This window comes from Bradyrhizobium oligotrophicum (assembly GCF_051168495.1).
GTDB lineage: Bacteria > Pseudomonadota > Alphaproteobacteria > Rhizobiales > Xanthobacteraceae > Bradyrhizobium > Bradyrhizobium oligotrophicum_A.
On record NZ_JBNPVB010000001.1, the window covers coordinates 1 to 18,576 of the forward strand.

Genomic DNA, 18,576 nt, shown 5'->3' on the forward strand with positions numbered 1-18,576 from the left:
TGGCCGGGACGGAGCCCGGCCATGACGACGTGGAGGGAGACGGGTGCAACACGTCGATCGTCAAATGCGATAGCCCTCCCCTGGAGGGGGAGGGTCGGGTCAGATGCGCGAAGCGCATGTGACCCGGGGTGGGGTGATCTCTCCCTACGCACCGGTGTCCGCGGCTTCACCCCACCCCGCTCGCCCGCTTCGCGTGCGAGCGACCCTCCCCCTCCAGGGGAGGGTGAGACTGCGATCGCGGCGGCCATCTTCGTCGTCATCGGGATTTTGGCGATGAGAGCATGATGCGTTTCCCCGCAATCGCAGAGGGGCCTGCGGGACACCATCTCCGACGTTGAGGGAGACCCCGATCGACCATCACTTTTGCGTCGCGCGCCGCGGTCTGACCATGGCCGGGCCACATCGCCGCCCGGCTTCGACATAAGATGACACCGCAATTCCGGCCGACGTGAGTGGCGCGTGACTTAATCCCGCGTTCGCGGACGTCTTTCCACGCCGGGAGGTGGAAGGATCAGCCGCATGGACAACGCCGCCGCACTCGTGTCGCTCGCGACCTCGGTGCCACCTCATCAGTTCCGGCAGAACGAGGTGATGGAGGCCGCGCGCGTGGTGCTGGCGCCGCGCTTTCCGCAGTTCGACACGATGGCGAGCCTGTTCGCCAACACCGGCATCCGCCAGCGCTACGGGGTCAAGCCGATCGAATGGTACATGGAGCGGCGCGGCTGGCCCGAGCGCACCGAAGCCTATCTCGAAGGCGCCGAGGCGCTGTTCATCGATGCAACTCACAAGGCGCTGGCGCAGGCCGATATGACGGCTGCCGAGATCGACACCATCGTCACCGTCAGCTCGACCGGCATCGCGACCCCGACCCTGGAGGCCCGCGTCGCCGGCCGCATGGGCTTTCGCTCCGACGTCTCGCGCGTGCCGGTGTTCGGGCTCGGCTGTGCCGGCGGCGTCTCCGGCCTGTCGATCGCAGCAAGGCTGGCGCAGGCGCGGCCCGGCACCAACGTGCTGCTCGTGACCTTCGAACTGTGCACGCTGGCGGTGCGCCATGACGAGCTGAGCAAGGCCAACATCGTCGCGCTCAGCCTGTTCGGCGACGGCGCCGCAGCCGCGATCCTGCGCGCCGGCGACGGCGGCGCGACCTGCGTCGAGGCGACCGGTGAGAAGCTGTGGCCGGATACGCTCGACATCATGGGATGGAGCGTCGATCCCGAAGGGTTCGGCGTGATCTTCCAGCGCACGATCCCGGATTTCGTCACCGACAACATGGGACCGGCGGTCAACGAGATCCTCGGCAACATGAAGCTGTCGGCAGGCGACGTCGACCGCTTCGTCTGCCATCCCGGCGGCGCCAAGGTGATCACGGCGCTGGAGCGGGCGCTGTCGCTGGATCAGGGCACGCTGGATCACGAGCGTGAGATCATCGCCGACTACGGCAATATGTCCGCGCCGACCGTGTTGTTCGTGCTGGAGCGCGCCCGCGCGCAAGGGCTGCCGCCGCGCTCGGTGCTGACGGCGCTCGGCCCCGGTTTCACCGCTGCTTGCGTTTCATTGAGGCACGCCGCATGACCTTCGCCGCCTTCGTCCTCGCCCTCGTCACCATGCAGCGGCTCGGCGAGCTCGTGCTCGCCCGCCACAACACCCGGCGGCTGCGCGCGATGGGCGCGGTCGAGGTCGGCGCGGATCATTATCCGCTGATGATCTCGATGCATGCGGCCTGGCTGGTGTCGCTGTGGCTGCTCGGCTTCGACGAGGCGGTCGATCCGTGGCTGCTGAGCGCGTTCGTGGCGCTGCAGGGGCTGCGCTGGTGGGTGCTGGCGACGCTCGGGCCGCGCTGGACCACGCGTATCATCATCCTGCCCGGTGCACCGCTCGTGACCGACGGACCGTACCGCTACATCTCGCATCCGAACTATCTCGTCGTGACGGCTGAGATCGCGCTGCTGCCGCTGGCGCTGCATCTGCCGCTGATCGCGCTGATCTTCTCCGGCCTGAATGCGGCGGTGCTGTTCATCCGCATCCGCGCCGAATCCGAGGCGCTCTCCCAGGGTATCAAAGGCGGCCAGACCGCATGAGCGCACCGGCCGCGCCGCAGGACACGCCAGCCGTCACCATTTGGCTCGGCTTCGTCCTGATGTGCGTCGGCATGTTCATGGCCATCCTGGACATCCAAGTCGTGGCGACCTCGCTGCCGACCATCCAGGAGGCGCTCGGCATCACGCCGGACGCGATGAGCTGGATCCAGACGGCGTACCTGATCGCCGAGATCATCGCCATTCCGCTGACCGGCCTGCTGACGCGCGTGTTCAGCCTGCGCTGGCTGTTTGCGGGCGCCGTCAGCGTGTTCACGGCGGCGTCGCTCGGCTGCGCGCTGAGCGGCAGCTTTCACATGCTGCTGGCGTTCCGTGTGCTGCAGGGCTTTTTCGGCGGACTGCTGATCCCCGTCGTGTTCTCCGCGGTGTTCCTGCTGTTTCCGGCGCGGCTGCATGCGGTCGCGACCACCATCGGTGGCGTGGTCGCGGTGCTCGCGCCGACGGTCGGCCCGGTGGTCGGCGGCTTCATCACCGACACCTGGTCGTGGCCGTGGCTGTTCCTGATCAACATCGTGCCCGGCATCATCGCCGCGCTGGCCACGCCGGGCCTGCTGCCGAAGCAGCGCACGGATTTGCTGGAACTCGACAAGCTCGATCTCTTTGCGCTGATGCTGCTCGCGGTGTCCCTGGCGAGCCTCGAGCTCGGGCTGAAGGAGGCACCGAAGGGCGGCTGGCTGTCGTCGAACTGCATTGCGCTTCTGGTGCTGAGCGCGTCATGCCTGACCTTGCTGATCCAGCGCCTGCTGGTGTCGGAGCATCCGATCCTGCGGCTCGGCAGCTTCCGGCGGCGCTCGTTCACGCTCGGCTGCCTGTCAAGCTTCTGCCTCGGCATCGGCCTGTTCGGCTCGGTCTATCTGATGCCGGTGTTCCTCGCCTTCGCGCGCGGCCATGATGCGTTCGAGATCGGCAAGATCATGCTGGTGACCGGCGTCGCGCAACTGGTCGCGGCGCCGGTCGTGACCGCGCTCGACGGCAAGGTGGATGCGCGCGTGCTCACCGCGTTCGGCTTCGCGCTGTTCAGCGTGGGTCTCGCCGCCAGCGCGTTCCAGCCGCCGACCGCGGACTATCAGGAGATGTTCTGGCCGCAGGTGGTGCGCGGCACAGGCATCATGTTCTGCCTGTTGCCGCCGACGCGGATCGCGCTCGGCGATCTGCCGCCGGCCGAGGTCGCCGATGCCAGCGGGCTGTTCAACCTGATGCGCAATCTCGGCGGCGCAATCGGTATCGCGCTGATCGACACCATCATCTACGGCCGCGTCACCCTGCATGCCCAGGCGTTCCGCGATCGGCTGCTGGCCGGCGACACCGCCACCGCCAAGGCGATCGGGCTCGCGCCGGAGCTGCTGCGCAACCGCCCGCGCGGCGTCTCGGAGGAAGCTGCGATCGCCTATGTACGGCCGCTGGTCGAGAAGGCCTCGCTGGCGCTGTGCGTCAACGAGGCGTGGTCGCTGCTCGCCGGCGTGGCGCTGCTCGGCTTCATCCTGATTCCGTTCGCGCGCAGCCGGGCCGAGCGCGTGTCGCCGCAGATCATGGCGCTAGAGGCCGCGCAACCGGCGCTCCGGCGACGGCTCGATCAGCTCGGGCCGCGCCCCCGATAGCCGCTTGTGCAGATGGACCATGAAGGCCATGCCGAACAATGGCGTCGCCAGGTTCACGATCGGGATGCTGACGAAGGCGGCGATGAACAGCCCGGCGATGAACACGGTGACCGCGTTGTCGCGCCGCATCGCCTTGGCCTCCGCGGGGGAGCGGAAGCGCATCGCGGCCATCTCGAAATATTCACGGCCGAGCAGCCAGGCGGTGGCGATGAAGAAGATCACGAAGCCGGCGCCGGCCAGCAGCACGAAGGGCAGGGCGACCAGATAGATCAGGATGGTGAGGGCGGCCGCCTTCACGCCCTCGATCAGCGCGATGCCGACGGGAAGGGCCTGCCCGGGACGCTCGGCCGGATAGTGTTCGCGCTCGACCAGATCGGCGACGTCGTCAACAAAGAGGCTCGCGATCAGCGAGGTGATCGCCGGCATCAGCATGATGCCGCCGAACACGACGCCGAAGCCGGCGGCGATCGAGATGATCCAGGACAGCACTTCGAGGGCACCGTGAAAGTTCGGCCCGAGCATCGCCTCGGCCCAGCCCTCGCCGGCGGTCGCGAGCCACGTCAGCAGCCGCTGCAGCCCGATCGCCAGCACCGTGACCAGCACCAGCGCCAGCCCGATCGAGCGCCACAGGATCGTGCGCATCGGCGGCGACAAAATCTGCGAAATCGCCTTGATGGCGGCGTCGATCATGGCGGTGGAACCTCTCTGCCAGACACGCGAAAGAGGTAGACATGCCGGCGGGCTTCGGCAAGCCCGTCTGATGGCCCGCATCCGGGCCTCGCCCTTCGAGACGCGCGCCAAGCGGCGCGCTCCTCAGGGTGAGGGGTGGAAGCGGCGCGAGAAGGACGACAATCGAATCAGAAGGGCGCCTCGCCTCATGATGAACATGCGCCGGCAAAATCTCTTAGTGTGAGTGTAAAGCGGTCGCTCCGGCGCTGACCCTCTCCATGAACACGCCTGTCGGCGTATTCATGGTCCAGTGTGCAGCGCCTCGGCTTTTGAACCTCATGGTGAGGAGCGCCGCGTCTCCGGTCGGTCCGTAGCGAGCGGTCTGCATGGCGGCGCGTCTCGAACCATGAGGCCCCAACTGCCGCGCCTCACAAGTTCGTCCCCCGCAATCGCAACGCATTGCCCACAACGCTCACCGACGACAGCGACATCGCGGCCGCCGCGATGATCGGCGACAACAGGATGCCGAACATCGGATAGAGAACGCCGGCGGCGATCGGGATGCCGGCGGCATTGTAGATGAAGGCGAAGAACAGGTTCTGGCGGATGTTGCGCATCACCGCCGCCGACAGTTTGCGCGCCCGTGCGATGCCGCCGAGATCGCCCTGCAGCAGCGTGATGCCGGCGCTCTCCATCGCGACATCGGTGCCGGTGCCCATGGCGATGCCGACATCGGCCGCGGCGAGCGCCGGCGCATCGTTGACGCCGTCGCCGGCCATCGCCACCACCTTGCCGCTGGCGCGCAGCCGCGCGACCACGGCGCTCTTCTGCTCCGGCAGCACCTCGGCCTCGACCTCGGCGATGCCGATTTTTCGCGCGACCGCCGTGGCCGTGGTGCGGTTGTCGCCGGTCAGCATGATCACCTTGATGCCGTCGGCCGCGAGCGCCTTCAGCGCCTCCGGCGTCGAGGCCTTGATCGGATCGGCAATCGCGAACAGTGCCGCCGGCTTGCCGTCGACCGCCATCGTGATCACGGTCGCGCCCTCGCTGCGTAGCTTCTTGCTCTCGACGCCGAGCGTATCGGTGATGATGCCGAGCGAGGCGAGATAGGTTGCGTTGCCCAACACGATCACCTTGCCGTCGACCTCGCCGCGCGCGCCCTTGCCGGTCGGCGCGTCGAAATTCTTGACGTCCGCCAGTTTGATCTTGCGCTCGCCGGCGTGATGGACGATGGCCGCGGCCAGCGGATGCTCGCTGGCGCGCTCGACGCTCGCGGCGAGCCGCAGCGCCTCGGTCTCGTCGATGCCCTCAGCGGTGACGATGGACGTGACCTTCGGCTTGCCCTCCGTCAACGTGCCGGTCTTGTCGACGACCAGCGTGTCGACCTTCTCCATCCGCTCCAGCGCCTCGGCGCTCTTGATCAGCACGCCCGCCTGCGCGCCGCGGCCGACGCCGACCATGATCGACATCGGGGTCGCGAGCCCGAGCGCGCAGGGACAGGCGATGATCAGCACGCTCACGGCGGCGACCAGGCCGAAGGCAAAGCGTGGCTCGGGACCGAACGCGTACCACGCGATGAACGCGGTGATCGCAGCCGCGATCACCGTCGGCACGAACCAGCCGGCGACCTGGTCGGCGAGACGCTGGATCGGCGCGCGCGAGCGCTGCGCGTCGGCCACCATCTGCACGATCTGCGATAGCAGCGTCTCGCGCCCGACCTTGTCGGCGCGCATCACGAAGCTGCCGGTCTGGTTCAACGTGCCCGCGATGACGCGCTCACCCTCGTCCTTGCTGACGGGCATCGACTCGCCCGTCACCAACGATTCATCCAGCGACGACCGGCCTTCGAGGATGACGCCGTCGACCGGCACCTTGTCGCCGGGACGCACGCGCAGCCGGTCGCCGACGGCGAGCTGATCGATCTCCACCTCCTGGTCGTTGCCCTCGGCATCGAGCCGCCGCGCCGTCTTCGGCGCCAGCCGCAGCAGCGCCTTGATCGCGCCCGACGTCGCCTCGCGCGCGCGCAGTTCCAGCACCTGGCCGAGCAGCACGAGAATGGTAATGACGGCCGCCGCTTCGAAATACACCGCGACCGCGCCGCCATGGCCGCGGAATGCCGATGGAAACGCCTGCGGCGCCAGCGTCGCGATCACGCTGTAGACATAGGCGACGCTCGTGCCCATCGCGATCAGGGTGAACATGTTGAGATTGCGGGTCTGGATCGACTGCCAGCCGCGCACGAAGAACGGCCAGCCGGCCCAGAGCACGACCGGCGTCGCCAGCGCGAACTGGATCCAGTTCGACAGGACGGGTTCGACCAGGCCGTGACCGCCGACGAGGTGCCCGCCCATCTCCAGCACGACGACAGGTGCGGCGAGCACCGCGCCGATCCAGAACCGCCGGCTCATGTCGGCGAGCTCGGGATTGGGCGCATCGTCGAGGCTGATGACGTCAGGCTCCAGCGCCATGCCGCAGATCGGGCAGGTGCCCGGACCTTCCTGCCGGATCTCCGGATGCATCGGGCAGGTGTAGATGGTGCCGGCCGGCATCTCCGGCGGCGGCGCTCGCTCGCCAAGATATTTGTCGGGAGCGGCCGCGAACTTGGTGCGGCAGCCGGCCGAGCAGAAGTGGAAGGTCTGTCCCTGATGCTCGAAGCGGTGCTTCGAGGTCGCCGGATCGACGCTCATGCCGCAGACGGGATCGATGACCTTCGTCTCGTCATGATGGTGCGCGTGATGATCATGGCCGCTACAGCACGCATCCGCGGGCGCCAGATACGTCGCGGGATCGGCGGCAAATTTGCTTCGGCAACCCGCGCAACAGAAATGGAACATCTCTCCCTGATGCTCGAAGCGATGCTTCGACGTCGCCGGATCGACCGACATGCCGCAGACCGGATCTTTGACATTGGCGAGTGCGGGCGGCGCGTGATCGTGACCGCCGCAGCAGGCGGCGTCGCTCTCGGAAGCCGTCCCGGCATGATCGCTGCAAGGAGCCTCGGCAGGTGTCCCGCTCTGTCGTGTTTCGACCGTTCCGGCGTGCGATCCGCAGCCGCATCCCCTGGATTGAGCCGTTGCGACACCCTGCCCGTGTTCGGTTTCCGACATTGCCCAGCCTCTTGAAACCTATACCCTGTAGGGGTATATAGAGCCCATGCGCGAGGACATCAAGACATCCTGTCAGAAACGTTTGAGCCGGATCGAAGGGCAGGTCAGGGGCCTGTCCAAGATGGTCGAGGACAACCGCTACTGCATCGACATCGTGACGCAGATCTCCGCGGTGCGGGCCGCCTTGCGCCGGGTCGAGGAGGAGATCCTGCGCGATCATGTCGCGCATTGCGTCGAGCACGCGATCGCCTCCGGCGACAAGGCCGATCAGCGGCAGAAGATCGCGGAGCTGATGGACGTGATCGGCCGGTCGGATCGCTGAGCGGTTTTCGCCCGATCAGACCGCCGCTATGCGCCGTCGTGCAGCCACGCGCGGCGCGACCTTTCGCACCGGCTCGGCGACCAGATAATGCTCGTTGACGACGAGACGCTCGCCGACTTTTTCGATCGTCACTTCCTCAGCCGCAACCGGCCGCGGCGCCTCTTCGTCAGCCGCTTCAGGAACGAGCGGCGGCGCAAAGACGGATCCTGGAAACACGGCGAATTCGCCCGCTACCTCCGCGAGCGGCTTCTGCTTGTCGGCCCAATGCAGGGTCGTGTAGTCGAATCCGTTGACGATGGTCGGCTTGACGATCTCGAAGTAGGGCGAGATGTCGAAGTCGCGCGGCATGTACAGCGAGGAATCGCGGATGTGCAGGATCTCACGCTTGGCGCGGCGTGACGGCGCCCGCGTGATCTTCGGCAGGATCGGATAACGCACGGCATCGAACGCCTGCGCGATCAGCGCCGAGCAGATCATTTTGGTCGGATCGCCCGATCCCAGCGCGATCATCCGCCGCCGCCAGCGCTGCGGGATGGGCATCGGAAACAGGAAGCGCATCAGGTCGACGATGTTCTTGGTGTCGTAGCCGAAGCCGATGCGGTTGATGGCGTAGCGGCACACCGTGTGCCGGTCCTCATAGGTCAGGCCGACCGGCCGGCACACGCGGGTGTGATAGGAGAAGTACTTCGACAGCGGCGCCGAGATCACGCCGTCTCCGACATAGGCTTCCACCAGTACATGCGGTTCGCCGTCGGGCTCGACCGCGCCGTCGATCGGGCCGACATAGAGCGCGGCGTGCGACCATGTCGACTGCGTGAGGTATTTGATGATGCCGGAGATGCGGCTGTTGCCTTCGACCAGCAATACGTCGCCAGGCTGCACGTCCTTGCGAAGGTAATCCGGATCGCTCGGCGTGAACGGCTCATAGCCAGGTATCTCCTTCTGGAGATAGGCGGCAATCAGCTTGCCGATCTGATCGAGCACGACGCCCATGTTGGACCACTCCCCGAGCGACCTTATCCGGCCGCATCCTTTTCCTTATGCATGATGGTCGATCGCGGTTGCAATTCGGTTCATGATCGAATCGACTTCAAACATGATTGATTCACCATGATGGTTGCCGCACCCCGGCAGATGCGGCAAATTCGGCTCGAATACCTTTGGTCCAAAGCTTTCGGAAACCATGACATGAAGTTCACCCGCCGCAGCTTCGTTGCGGCATCCGCGGCGCTGGCCGTGGCCCCTCTGCTCGGCCGCGGTGCGAACGCCGCCGTTCCCCGCGAAGCCGACATCGTCGTGATCGGTGCCGGCGCGGCAGGGATCGCCGCGGCGCGCCGCATCGCGGCGGCGAACCGCAAGGTCCTCCTGCTCGAAGCATCGTCGCAGACCGGCGGCCGCTGCATCACCGACAGCTCGACGTTTGGCGTGCCGTTCGATCGCGGTGCGCGCTGGCTGTTCAATGCCGATAGCAACCCGGTCGGCAGGCTTGCCCGCGGCGTCGGCCTGGACGTCCTGGCGGCGCCGGTCGGCCAGAAGATTCGCGTCGGCCGCCGCAATGCGCGGCCCGGCGAAACCGAGCAGTTCCTGGCGGGGCTGGTGCGCGCCAACCGTGCCATCGACGAGGCCTCGCGTGGCAAACTCGATACGTCCTGCGCTACGGCGCTGCCGAAGGATCTCGGCGACTGGACCGGCACGACGGCCTTCGTCCTCGGTGCCGGCGCAACCGGCAAGGATCTCCCCGATCTCTCCGCCATGGACAAGGCCCGCGCGCAGGATCGCAGTGCGCCGCTCGCCTGCCGCCAGGGCCTCGGCACGCTGCTCGCAAAGATCGGCGAACCGTTGCCCATTGCGCTGTCGACGCCGGCGACGCGCGTCGTGTGGAGCAACCGCGACGTCGCGGTGGAAACGCCGTCGGGGCGCATCGCGGCCCGGGCCGTGATTGTCACGGTGTCCACCAACGTGCTGACCTCGGGCGCGATCAAGTTCGCGCCGGAGCTGCCCAAGCGGCAGCTCGACGCAGCGAGCAAGCTCGGTCTCGGCAGCACCGATCGCATCGCGCTGATGCTCGCGGGCAATCCGCTTGGACTGTCGCGCGACGAGGTCATCATCGAGCAGAGCAGTTCGAACCGGACCGGTCTGCTGCTCGCCAACATCGGCGGCTCGTCGCTGTGCACCGTCGACGTCGCCGGCACGTTCGGTCGCGAATTGTCAGCCCAGGGTGAAGCCGCCATGGTCGCGTTCGCGAAGGAGTGGCTGGGCAAGCTGTTCGGTGGTGAAGCCGCCGCGGCGGTGAAGTCGTCCGCGGCCACGCGGTGGAACCAGGTGCCGGGCGTGCTCGGCGCGATGTCGGCCGCAACGCCCGGCAGCCAGGGCGCCCGCAAGATTCTCGGCGAGCCATTGGGCCCATTGTTCCTGGCCGGCGAGGCCACGCATGAGACGCTGTGGGGCACCGTCGACGGCGCCTGGGAGTCCGGCGAGCGTGCCGCAGAAGCCGCGCTGCGCCGCATCGGCGCGTTGAAGGATCCCGAGCCGGAGCCGAGCGAACGGCAGCGACCCCGCCGCCGCAAGGGGCGCTCGGCGCCACCGGAGGATTGAGCCGGATGAGATCGCGACTGCGGTAGGGTAGGCAAAACAGGCCGTCAGGCGGCAACGTGCCCACCGTCGATCTACAAACTCGTCAGCAAGACGGTGGGCACGACGCGACTACGATGTCGACCGTGGAGATAGCACGGCTACGCCTTTGCCAGCAGACTGTTTGGAAGCTTCGCGTTCTGTACGATACTGCGCCCTCTCCCCTTGTGGGAGAGGGCATCTCCGGCCCATCCGCGCACGCGGTTGGGTGAGGGGTATCTCGCCGCGAGTGAGATTCGCGGAGAAATACCCCTCACCCAACCGAGCCTGCCGCGCTTTCCGACATGCCCTCTCCCACAAGGGGAGAGGGCGCATTCACTAACAACGCTCGGATCTGCCGACGATCAAGCGCTGACGATATCAATGTCTGCTACGGCTGATACGCGCGACTGCCGATCGCAGCTCTTGGCATCATCGGCTACACCGGCAGCTTCAGCTCCATCAGGTCCTTGGCGACGACGATGCGGCCTGAATAGTTGGTCTTGACGTCGCGCGTCCAATCCTCGTCCGTCACCTCGGGATCGTCGCCGGGTACGAAGTGGCTGAGCACCAGCACCTTCACGCCTGCGGCCGCGGCGATGCGGCCGACGTCTTTAGTCGCGGTGTGGCTGTCGAGCAGATGCTTCCTCAGCGTCGCGCCGTTCTTCGTCCTCGCGACGAGGCGATCGACTGCTGGCACATAGAGACATTCGTGCACGAGCACGTCGGCACCTCTGGCGAACTCGGCGAGCTTCGGATTGTAGGCGGTGTCGCTGGAGAACACGATCGCCCCGTCCGATGTCTCGAACTTATAGGCGAAGTTGTCAGTGATCGGCGGATGCGGCGTCCGGAAGGCGGTGACGGTCACATCGGCCGTCTTGAGCACCACGCCGTCCTCGGTGATGTCCTTGGCGATCAGCAGCGGCCGTGGATCCGGCCGGCCTTCGTCGTCGATCCGGGTGTCGACATCGAACTTGTTGAGCTCCCAGAAGCTGCGCGTCATCGCCTCCAGGCCCTTGGGGCCGAATGAATGGATCGGCGTCGACAGCCCCGCGGCCCAGGCGTTGTAGAACAGGTTGCCATATTCGAGATTGTGATCGGAATGGTGATGGCCGATCAGGATGTATTTCACCGATGGAATCGGAACGCCGGCATTGACGAGCTGGCGGCTGACGCCCATGCCGCAGTCGATCACGAACGGCGTGCCGTTGACGACCACGAGATTGGCCGGATTGGATGCGCCGACGCCCACACGCGGCCCGCCCTTGGTGCCGAGGAAAACGATGCGCGTGCCGGTCTTCGCGCCTTGCGCAAACACCGATGGCGCTGCGACGGCTCCGGCCGTGCCCAGCGCAAGCGAGAGCATTGTGCGGCGATCGATCATGGCGTCCTCCCGGTCGGTCTCGTTGCGGGGAAGCTAGCCGCGGCCGAGCACGCCGTCGAGGGCCGGCAGGCCAGCGATCACTGCAACGGCGATCAGCGCGTAGCAGACCGCGCGGAACACCTGCTCGCTGGCGCGCCCGTACAGCGCGGCGCCGAAAGCGACGCCGAGCGCGTAGACCGGGCCGATCAGCAGCGAGAGCTTGAGCGAGTCCCATGTGATCAGCCCGCTGGTCGCGTAGCTCACCATGGCGAAGAAATCGGACGCGCCGAAGAACAGCACGATATTGGCACGTGCGATCTTCGACGGGATCGGGCGTCCCAGCCAGTAGCCGACGATCGGCGGACCACCGGTCTGGGCGAGCCCGCTGCAGAAGCCGGAGACGGCGCCGACGGCCACCGACAGCGCGGTGTACTCTTTGCCGCGATAGCGCCAGCCGGAGATCAACAGTGCGAGCAGCGCGATCACGAAGCCCGTGATGATCCAGCGCACGGTGACGGGGTCGAGCCGGGTGAGGAACCAGGTGCCCAGGGGCACGCCCACAAGCGCGCCCGCGACGATCACGGCGGTCGCCTTGCGGTCGGCCTCGCGCCAGGCGGCCGGCACCATCGGCGCCATCGCGACGAAGTCGATCACCAGCAACAACGGCGCAACGAGTCGCGGCGTCGCAAAACTGCTCGCCAGCGGCATGAAGATCAGCGCCGCGCCGAAGCCGGAGAAGCCGCGCGCGGTCGCTGCGATGAAGGCTGTGACCGCCAGCGCAACCGTCGCGAACAGGCTGAGATCAGCAGGGGTGAGCCCGGAGAGGCTCATCCGCGCAACGTGCCGCCGGTCTTCTTGGCGATGTCGGCCGTGATCTTCGCTGCGACCGCGTCGATCTCCTCGTCCGTCATCGTCTTGTCGCGCGGCTGCAGCGTCACCGCGATCGCGACCGACTTCTTGCCGTCCTCGATGCCCTTGCCCTCGTAGACGTCGAACACGGTGACGTCGCTGATCAGCTTCTTGTCGACGCCCTGCGCGGCGCGAACGATATCGCCGGCTTTGACCTTGCGATCGACGATGAAGGCGAAGTCACGCGACACCGGCTGGAATGCCGAGAGCTCCAGCACCGGCTTGGCGCGCGTCGGCTTCGCTTTCGCAGCCGGAATGCGATCCAGGATCACCTCGAAGGCGATCAGCGGCCCGTCGGCCTTCAGCGCCTCCAGCGTGCGCGGATGTAGCTCGCCGAAATGGCCGAGCACGTTCTGCGGCCCCATCTGGATCGTGCCGGAGCGTCCCGGATGCATCCAGGCAGGTCCCCCGGCGACGATCTGCAGCGACGCCATCGGCGCGCCGGCCGCAGCGAGGACAGCGAGCGCATCGGCCTTCGCATCATACGCGTTCGCCGCCTGCGATCCGGTCCAATGGCGGCCGAGACCCTTCGACGACGCGATGCCGCGGCGGATGCCGCCCGCGGCCACGAACTGATCCTCCGGACGATCGCCCTTGAAGATTTGCCCGACCTCGAAGATCGCCGCATCGCCGAAGCCGCGATCGGCGTTGGCCTGCGCGGTCGCGATCAGCCCCGGCAGCAGGCTCGGGCGCATGTCGGAGAGATCGGCAGCGATCGGGTTGGCGAGCGCGAGCTCGGCCTTGCCGCCGCCGAACAATTCGGCCGCAGGCTTCGAGATGAACGACCAGGTGACGGCCTCGACCATGCCGCGCGCCGCCAGCGCGCGCTTGGCGCGCCTTGTGCGCAGCTGAAGCGGCGTCAGCACCGGTTTGCGCGGCGCGTCGCCGCGCTCGAACGGCGTCATCGGCACCTTGTCGACGCCGTACATCCGCACGACTTCCTCGACCAGGTCGGCCTTGCCATGCACGTCGGTGCGCCAGGACGGCACCGCGACCTTCAGCACGGCGCCGGTGCCGGCGAGCACGAAGCCGAGATGCGTGAGAATCCGCCGCATCTCCGGCAGCGGCACGTCGATGCCAGCCAGCCGCTTCACCTCCCCGACGGGGAAGTCGATGATGCGATCGTCGCCATAGGGATTGCCGACCACCATCTTCTCGGATGGCGTGCCGCCGCACAGCTCCAGCACGAGCTTCGTCGCCATCTCCAGGCCGGGCACCATGAAGGCCGGATCGACACCGCGCTCGAAGCGATAGCGCGCGTCGGAATTGATGCCGAGCTTGCGGCCGGTCTGGGCGATGTTGATCTCGTTCCACAGCGCCGATTCGATCAGCACGTCGGTGGTGGTCGAGTCGCAGCCCGAGGCCTCGCCGCCCATGATGCCGGCCAGCGATTCGACGCCGGAATCATCGGCGATCACGCACATCGTCGGGTCCAGTGTGTAGGTGCGGCCGTCCAGCGCCAGCAGGGTTTCGCCGTCACGAGCGCGGCGGACGACCAGGTTGCCCTTCACCTTCTTCGCGTCGAACACGTGCAGCGGGCGCGCACGGTCGAACGTCATGTAGTTGGTGATGTCGACCAGAGCGTTGATCGGACGCAGGCCGATCGAGGTCAGGCGCTGCTGCAGCCATGTCGGCGACGGGCCGTTCCTGACGCCGCGCACCAGCCGCAGCGCGAAGCCCGGACACAGCTTGTCGTCCTCGACCGTGACCTTGACGGGGCAGGGCAGTTCGCCCTTCACCGGCTTGATGCCGGGGTCTTTCAGCTTGCCCATGTCGGCCGCGGCGAGGTCGCGCGCGATGCCGTGCACGCCGGTGCAGTCCTGCCGGTTCGGCGTCAGGTTGATCTCGAACAGGGGATCGCCGAGCCCGGCCCATTCCGCGTAGGGCTTGCCGATCGGCGCATCCGCCGGCAGCTCCATGATGCCGTCGTGATCGTCGGAAATCTGCAGCTCGGCCGCCGAGCACAGCATGCCGCGGCTTTCGACGCCTCTGATGGTGCCGACCGAGAGCGTGATGTTCTTGCCTGGGATGTAGGTGCCGGGCGGCGAGAACACGGACACGAGTCCCGCGCGCGCATTCGGCGCGCCGCACACCACCTGCACCGGTGCGCCACCGTCGCCGGTGTCGACCATGCAGACGCGCAGGCGGTCCGCATTCGGATGCTGCTCGGCGGACACGACGCGCGCTATTCTGTAAGGCGCGAGCAGCTTCGCCTTGTCCTCGAGATGCTCGACCTCGAGCCCGATCATCGTGAGCTTGTCGGCGAGTTTCTCCACCGGCTCATCGGTGTCGAGATGGTCCTTCAGCCAGGACAGCGTGAATTTCATGACAGTGTTCCTGCGAAGTCAGGTCTGTTCCCTCCCCCGCTTGCGGGGGAGGGTTAGGGTGGGGGCTCTCGCCGCAACGGCAGCGGCAATGGTGTCAAGAACGCCGGCCCGATTGGCCAGCACGTCGTTGTTGGCGAAGCGCAGGATCTGAAAACCCTTCGATTCGATCACAGCCGAGCGCGCGGCATCGCGCTGCTCGGCTTCATTTGAGAAATGCTGGCCGCCGTCGAGTTCGATGACGAGATGAGCGGCGTGGCAGACGAAGTCGGCGATGTAGCGGTCGATCGGGACTTGGCGGCGGAAGCCGGCACCGAGGAGGCGATGGCCGCGCAGCTCCGACCAGAGGATGCGCTCGGCGTCGGTGGAGTTCTGGCGGAGCGCACGGGCGTTTGATCGAAGCTTCGTGGAGACTTTCCAGGTCGGCTTCTCGTCGTCCATTGAGACCTCCTGCGCGGAGACACCCCCACCCCAGCCCTCCCCCGCAAGCGGGAGAGGGAGTCCGACCGTCCGGGCCGAGATATCGAGCCCGACAATCGTCACGCGCTCAATCCCCCGGCCAAGGTCGGCACCTCGAGCGGCTTGAAGCCGTAGTGCGACAGCCAGCGGACGTCGCCTTCGAACAGCTGGCGCAAATCGCTCATGCCGTATTTCAGCATCGCGATACGGTCGATGCCCATGCCCCAGGCGAAGCCCTGGTACTCGTCGGGATCGATGCCGCAGGCGCGCAGCACGTTCGGATGCACCATGCCGCAGCCGAGAATCTCCAGCCAGTCCTCGCCCTCGCCGAAGCGGATTTCGCCCTTGTCGCGGCGGCACTGGATGTCGACCTCGAGCGACGGCTCGGTGAACGGGAAGAACGACGGCCGGAATTTCATGTTGATGTGGTCGACTTCGAAGAATGCCTTGCAGAACTCGTGCAGGATCCATTTGAGGTGGCCGAGATGCGAGCCCTTGTCGATGACGAGGCCCTCGACCTGGTGGAATTGCGGCGTGTGGGTCGCATCCGAATCGATCCGATACGTGCGGCCCGGGCAGATCACGCGGATCGGCGGCTTCTGGCTCAGCATCGTCCGCACCTGCACCGGCGAGGTGTGGGTCCGCAACAGTATGCGCGAGCCGTCCGGCTTCGGGTTGAAGAAGAACGTGTCGTGCATCTCGCGCGCCGGATGGCCTTCCGGGAAGTTCAGCTTGGTGAAGTTGTAGTCGTCGGTCTCGACGTCCGGGCCCTCCGCGATCGAGAAGCCCATGTCGGCGAAGATCGTGGTGAGCTCGTCCATCACTTGGCTGAGCGGATGGATACGCCCGGCGTCGGCCGGCGTATCCTGCAGCGGCAAGGTGACGTCGATGGTCTCGGAAGCGAGCCGGGCGTCGAGCGCGGCTGATTTCAGCACGTCGCGGCGCGCGGTCAGCGCCTGCGTGACCTTGTCCTTGGCGAGGTTGATCGCGGCGCCTTGCGTCTTGCGCTCGTCCGGCGACATCTTGCCGAGGGTGGCCAGCAGCGCCGAGATCGAGCCCTTCTTGCCGAGGGCGGCGACGCGGACCGCTTCGAGCGCGGCTTCGTCGCCGGCGGCGGCGATCTGATCGAGGATCGAGGTTTCGAGCGAGGCGAGGTCGGACACGGTCAAAATCTCCGCGGGACAAAAGGCGGCTGGGTTGTCGCCGCGCGGGCGACAGGGGTCAAGCGAAAGGATCGATGGCGCCGGACAGCAAAAAGCGGCCGAGAGCGTCGGCCGCTTTTGAAGTCCTCACGATGCGGAGGCGATCAGGCGGCGAGTGCCGCCTTGGCCTTCTCAACGATCGCCTGGAACGCGGCGGGCTCGTTGATCGCGAGATCCGACAGCACCTTGCGGTCGACGGTGATGCCGGACTTGGACAGTCCGTCGATAAATCGGCTGTAGGTCAGTTCGAACGGACGCACGGCGGCGTTCAGGCGCTGGATCCAGAGCGCGCGGAAGGTGCGCTTCTTGCGCTTGCGGTCACGGAACGCATATTGGCCGGCCTTCTCGACCGCAGCCTTGGCGGCGCGGATCGTGTTCTTGCGGCGGCCGTAGAAACCCTTGGCGGCCTTGTAGACCTTCTTGTGCTTGGCGTGGGCGGTCACACCGCGTTTGACGCGAGACATGACGGGTATCCTTGATCAGAGATGACGGAGAAGCCGCGGCTGACGCGGCGGGGTTCGGGAAGCGAGAGGCCGGTCAGGCGTTCGGCAAGAAGTATTTCTTGACGTTGTCGCCGTCGGTCTTGAACAGCACGCGGGTGCCGCGCAGCTGCCGGATCTGCTTCTTCGTCCGCTTGATCATGCCGTGGCGCTTGCCGCGCTGGGCGTGCATCACTTTGCCGGTGGCAGTCACCTTGAAGCGCTTTTTGGCGCCGGATTTGGTCTTCAACTTGGGCATTTGGCTCTCCTTCATGCCAACGGCAAGCCGCCCGCAAAAGCGGCGCCATCCGGCGAAATTGCTCGTTAGAGCGTTGGTCGTGCTCAGGTTTCGGGTCCAAACCCGGACCCACCCGCACGGGAACATCGCCACGGCAGCCCTTGATCAGCCGGGCGACGAAGGCCGCGCTTATGCCAGAGACAACAGCACTTGGCAACGCCGAACCATGGAATCGGCCATTCCGATCCAGGATCAGCGCAAGATCACCCCAAGATCAGCTCTTGTCGCCCAGCCGAGGTCGTCCCGTGACCGTCAGCGGTACCGGGCGGCTCCGTGATCATTCCTGGGCGCAAAAAAGAGAAAGCCCGCCAAACGCGTGGCGGGCCCGGTTGGTGCGTCGGTGTCCGGCGGCTAGCGCGGCGCCAGAACCATGACGACCTGACGTCCCTCGAACTTGGCGTCCTGCTCGACCTTGGCGAACGCCGCCACGTCGGACTTCACCTTGTCGAGCAGCTTGGTGCCGATCTCCTGGTGCGCCATTTCGCGGCCGCGATAGCGCAGCGTGATCTTGACCTTGTCGCCCTCTTCGAAGAAGCGCTGCATCGCCCGCATCTTCACGTCGTAGTCGTGATCATCGATCATCGGACGGAGCTTGATCTCCTTGATCTCGACGACCTTCTGCTTCTTGCGGGCCTCGGCGGCCTTCTTCTGCGCCGAATATTTGTACTTCCCGTAGTCCATGATCTTACAGACGGGAGGTGTATTGTTCGGCGAAATCTCGACCAGATCCATGCCGGCCTCGGCCGCCATCCTGATCGCAACCACCGTTTCGACGACACCACGGTTGGTGCCTTCGGCGTCGATCAGCTGGATCTGCGCATTGCGAATCTCATCATTGGTGCGCGGCCCGTCTTTGACGGCAGCGGGCGGGGCTCGATTGGGGCGGCGAATGGGTAGTTCTCCAAGGTTGTGGAAGAAGGCGGCTAGTTTGAAGGAAGATGCCTGGGCGGGCAAGGTCGCGCAGGCCCGGTGCGTCGAATTTCTGCCCGGCCATTGCGGCACTGCCTTTCAGGCGCAGGAATGCGGCGCGATCGTGCATTTCCCCCAAAGAGACCATCTGGCCGGGAATGGCGATCAACCTCGCGCGTTCGGGCCTTCATGGTTCCGCCCGCGGACATAGATTGCGCCGGGCGCTTTCGC

The 18,576-nt window shown here is 66.4% G+C and carries 16 protein-coding genes; 5 read left to right on the plus strand and 11 right to left on the minus strand.

Translation table 11 applies throughout. From position 1 onward, the window contains the following. The first annotated feature begins 519 nt into the window (after positions 1-519). From ACQR1B_RS00005 to ACQR1B_RS00015, 3 genes are read left to right on the plus strand one after another with little or no spacing between them, the layout of a single operon-like run. Entirely contained in the window at positions 520-1,572 is a 1,053-nt protein-coding gene (locus ACQR1B_RS00005; protein WP_434832888.1) for a type III polyketide synthase, read from the plus strand. Further along, complete coding sequence (locus ACQR1B_RS00010) at positions 1,569-2,078, plus strand: isoprenylcysteine carboxyl methyltransferase family protein (protein ID WP_434832887.1); 510 nt, start codon at positions 1,569-1,571, stop codon at positions 2,076-2,078. The genes ACQR1B_RS00005 and ACQR1B_RS00010 overlap by 4 nt, the downstream gene beginning before the upstream one ends. Then, on the plus strand, positions 2,075-3,694 hold the full coding sequence (locus tag ACQR1B_RS00015) for a DHA2 family efflux MFS transporter permease subunit (RefSeq protein WP_434832886.1): 1,620 nt from the start codon (positions 2,075-2,077) through the stop codon (positions 3,692-3,694). The genes ACQR1B_RS00010 and ACQR1B_RS00015 overlap by 4 nt, the downstream gene beginning before the upstream one ends. Here the strand turns inward: ACQR1B_RS00015 and ACQR1B_RS00020 are convergent. Together ACQR1B_RS00020 and ACQR1B_RS00025 are read right to left on the minus strand one after the other, a co-directional pair. Then, a complete protein-coding gene (locus ACQR1B_RS00020; RefSeq protein ID WP_434832885.1) occupies positions 3,632-4,384 on the minus strand; it encodes a sulfate transporter family protein in 753 nt (250 codons plus the stop codon). The genes ACQR1B_RS00015 and ACQR1B_RS00020 overlap by 63 nt on opposite strands. A 407-nt stretch (positions 4,385-4,791) precedes the next feature. Further along, positions 4,792-7,248, minus strand: coding sequence for a heavy metal translocating P-type ATPase (locus ACQR1B_RS00025; RefSeq protein WP_434832884.1), 2,457 nt, complete (start codon positions 7,246-7,248; stop codon positions 4,792-4,794). A gap of 268 nt (positions 7,249-7,516) precedes the next feature. Here ACQR1B_RS00025 and ACQR1B_RS00030 point away from each other — a divergent pair, with 268 nt between their 5' ends. Beyond that, on the plus strand, positions 7,517-7,792 hold the full coding sequence (locus tag ACQR1B_RS00030) for a metal-sensitive transcriptional regulator (protein ID WP_315716843.1): 276 nt from the start codon (positions 7,517-7,519) through the stop codon (positions 7,790-7,792). 15 nt (positions 7,793-7,807) lie between these two features. Here the strand turns inward: ACQR1B_RS00030 and ACQR1B_RS00035 are convergent, their stop codons facing one another. After that, the gene (locus ACQR1B_RS00035; protein ID WP_434832883.1) at positions 7,808-8,785 is read right to left on the minus strand and encodes a YiiX/YebB-like N1pC/P60 family cysteine hydrolase; all 978 of its coding nucleotides are present in this window, start codon (positions 8,783-8,785) and stop codon (positions 7,808-7,810) included. Between the two features lie 195 nt (positions 8,786-8,980). Here ACQR1B_RS00035 and ACQR1B_RS00040 point away from each other — a divergent pair, with 195 nt between their 5' ends. Further along, complete coding sequence (locus tag ACQR1B_RS00040; protein WP_434832882.1) at positions 8,981-10,387, plus strand: flavin monoamine oxidase family protein; 1,407 nt, start codon at positions 8,981-8,983, stop codon at positions 10,385-10,387. A 454-nt stretch (positions 10,388-10,841) separates the two neighbouring features. On the opposite strand, the gene ACQR1B_RS00045 is transcribed toward ACQR1B_RS00040, so the two are convergent. The 8 genes from ACQR1B_RS00045 to infC all read right to left on the minus strand — a co-directional run bounded on the left by ACQR1B_RS00045 (position 10,842) and on the right by infC (position 18,327). Then, positions 10,842-11,786 (minus strand): MBL fold metallo-hydrolase, encoded by a 945-nt coding sequence (locus ACQR1B_RS00045; RefSeq protein ID WP_434832881.1) that lies wholly within the window; start codon positions 11,784-11,786, stop codon positions 10,842-10,844. Between the two features lie 33 nt (positions 11,787-11,819). Beyond that, positions 11,820-12,596, minus strand: a complete 777-nt coding sequence (locus ACQR1B_RS00050; RefSeq protein ID WP_434832880.1) for a sulfite exporter TauE/SafE family protein — start codon at positions 12,594-12,596, stop codon at positions 11,820-11,822. Next, positions 12,593-15,001: a phenylalanine--tRNA ligase subunit beta gene (gene pheT / locus ACQR1B_RS00055; protein WP_434832879.1), complete on the minus strand. Its 2,409-nt coding sequence runs from the start codon at positions 14,999-15,001 to the stop codon at positions 12,593-12,595. Before pheT ends, ACQR1B_RS00050 begins: the two co-directional genes overlap by 4 nt. 18 nt (positions 15,002-15,019) lie before the next feature. Then, positions 15,020-15,439 carry an endonuclease domain-containing protein gene (locus tag ACQR1B_RS00060; RefSeq protein WP_434832878.1) on the minus strand — a complete coding sequence of 140 codons (420 nt, stop codon included), beginning with the start codon at positions 15,437-15,439 and terminating at the stop codon, positions 15,020-15,022. Positions 15,440-15,537: 98 nt separating this feature from the next. Then, on the minus strand, positions 15,538-16,620 hold the full coding sequence (pheS, locus tag ACQR1B_RS00065) for a phenylalanine--tRNA ligase subunit alpha (RefSeq protein WP_434832877.1): 1,083 nt from the start codon (positions 16,618-16,620) through the stop codon (positions 15,538-15,540). Between the two features lie 143 nt (positions 16,621-16,763). Next, on the minus strand, positions 16,764-17,123 hold the full coding sequence (gene rplT, locus ACQR1B_RS00070; protein ID WP_008961614.1) for a 50S ribosomal protein L20: 360 nt from the start codon (positions 17,121-17,123) through the stop codon (positions 16,764-16,766). A gap of 73 nt (positions 17,124-17,196) precedes the next feature. Then, positions 17,197-17,397 carry a 50S ribosomal protein L35 gene (rpmI, locus tag ACQR1B_RS00075; protein WP_008539890.1) on the minus strand — a complete coding sequence of 67 codons (201 nt, stop codon included), beginning with the start codon at positions 17,395-17,397 and terminating at the stop codon, positions 17,197-17,199. 390 nt (positions 17,398-17,787) lie between these two features. Further along, a complete protein-coding gene (infC, locus tag ACQR1B_RS00080; RefSeq protein WP_434832902.1) occupies positions 17,788-18,327 on the minus strand; it encodes a translation initiation factor IF-3 in 540 nt (179 codons plus the stop codon). Positions 18,328-18,576 lie beyond the last annotated feature (249 nt).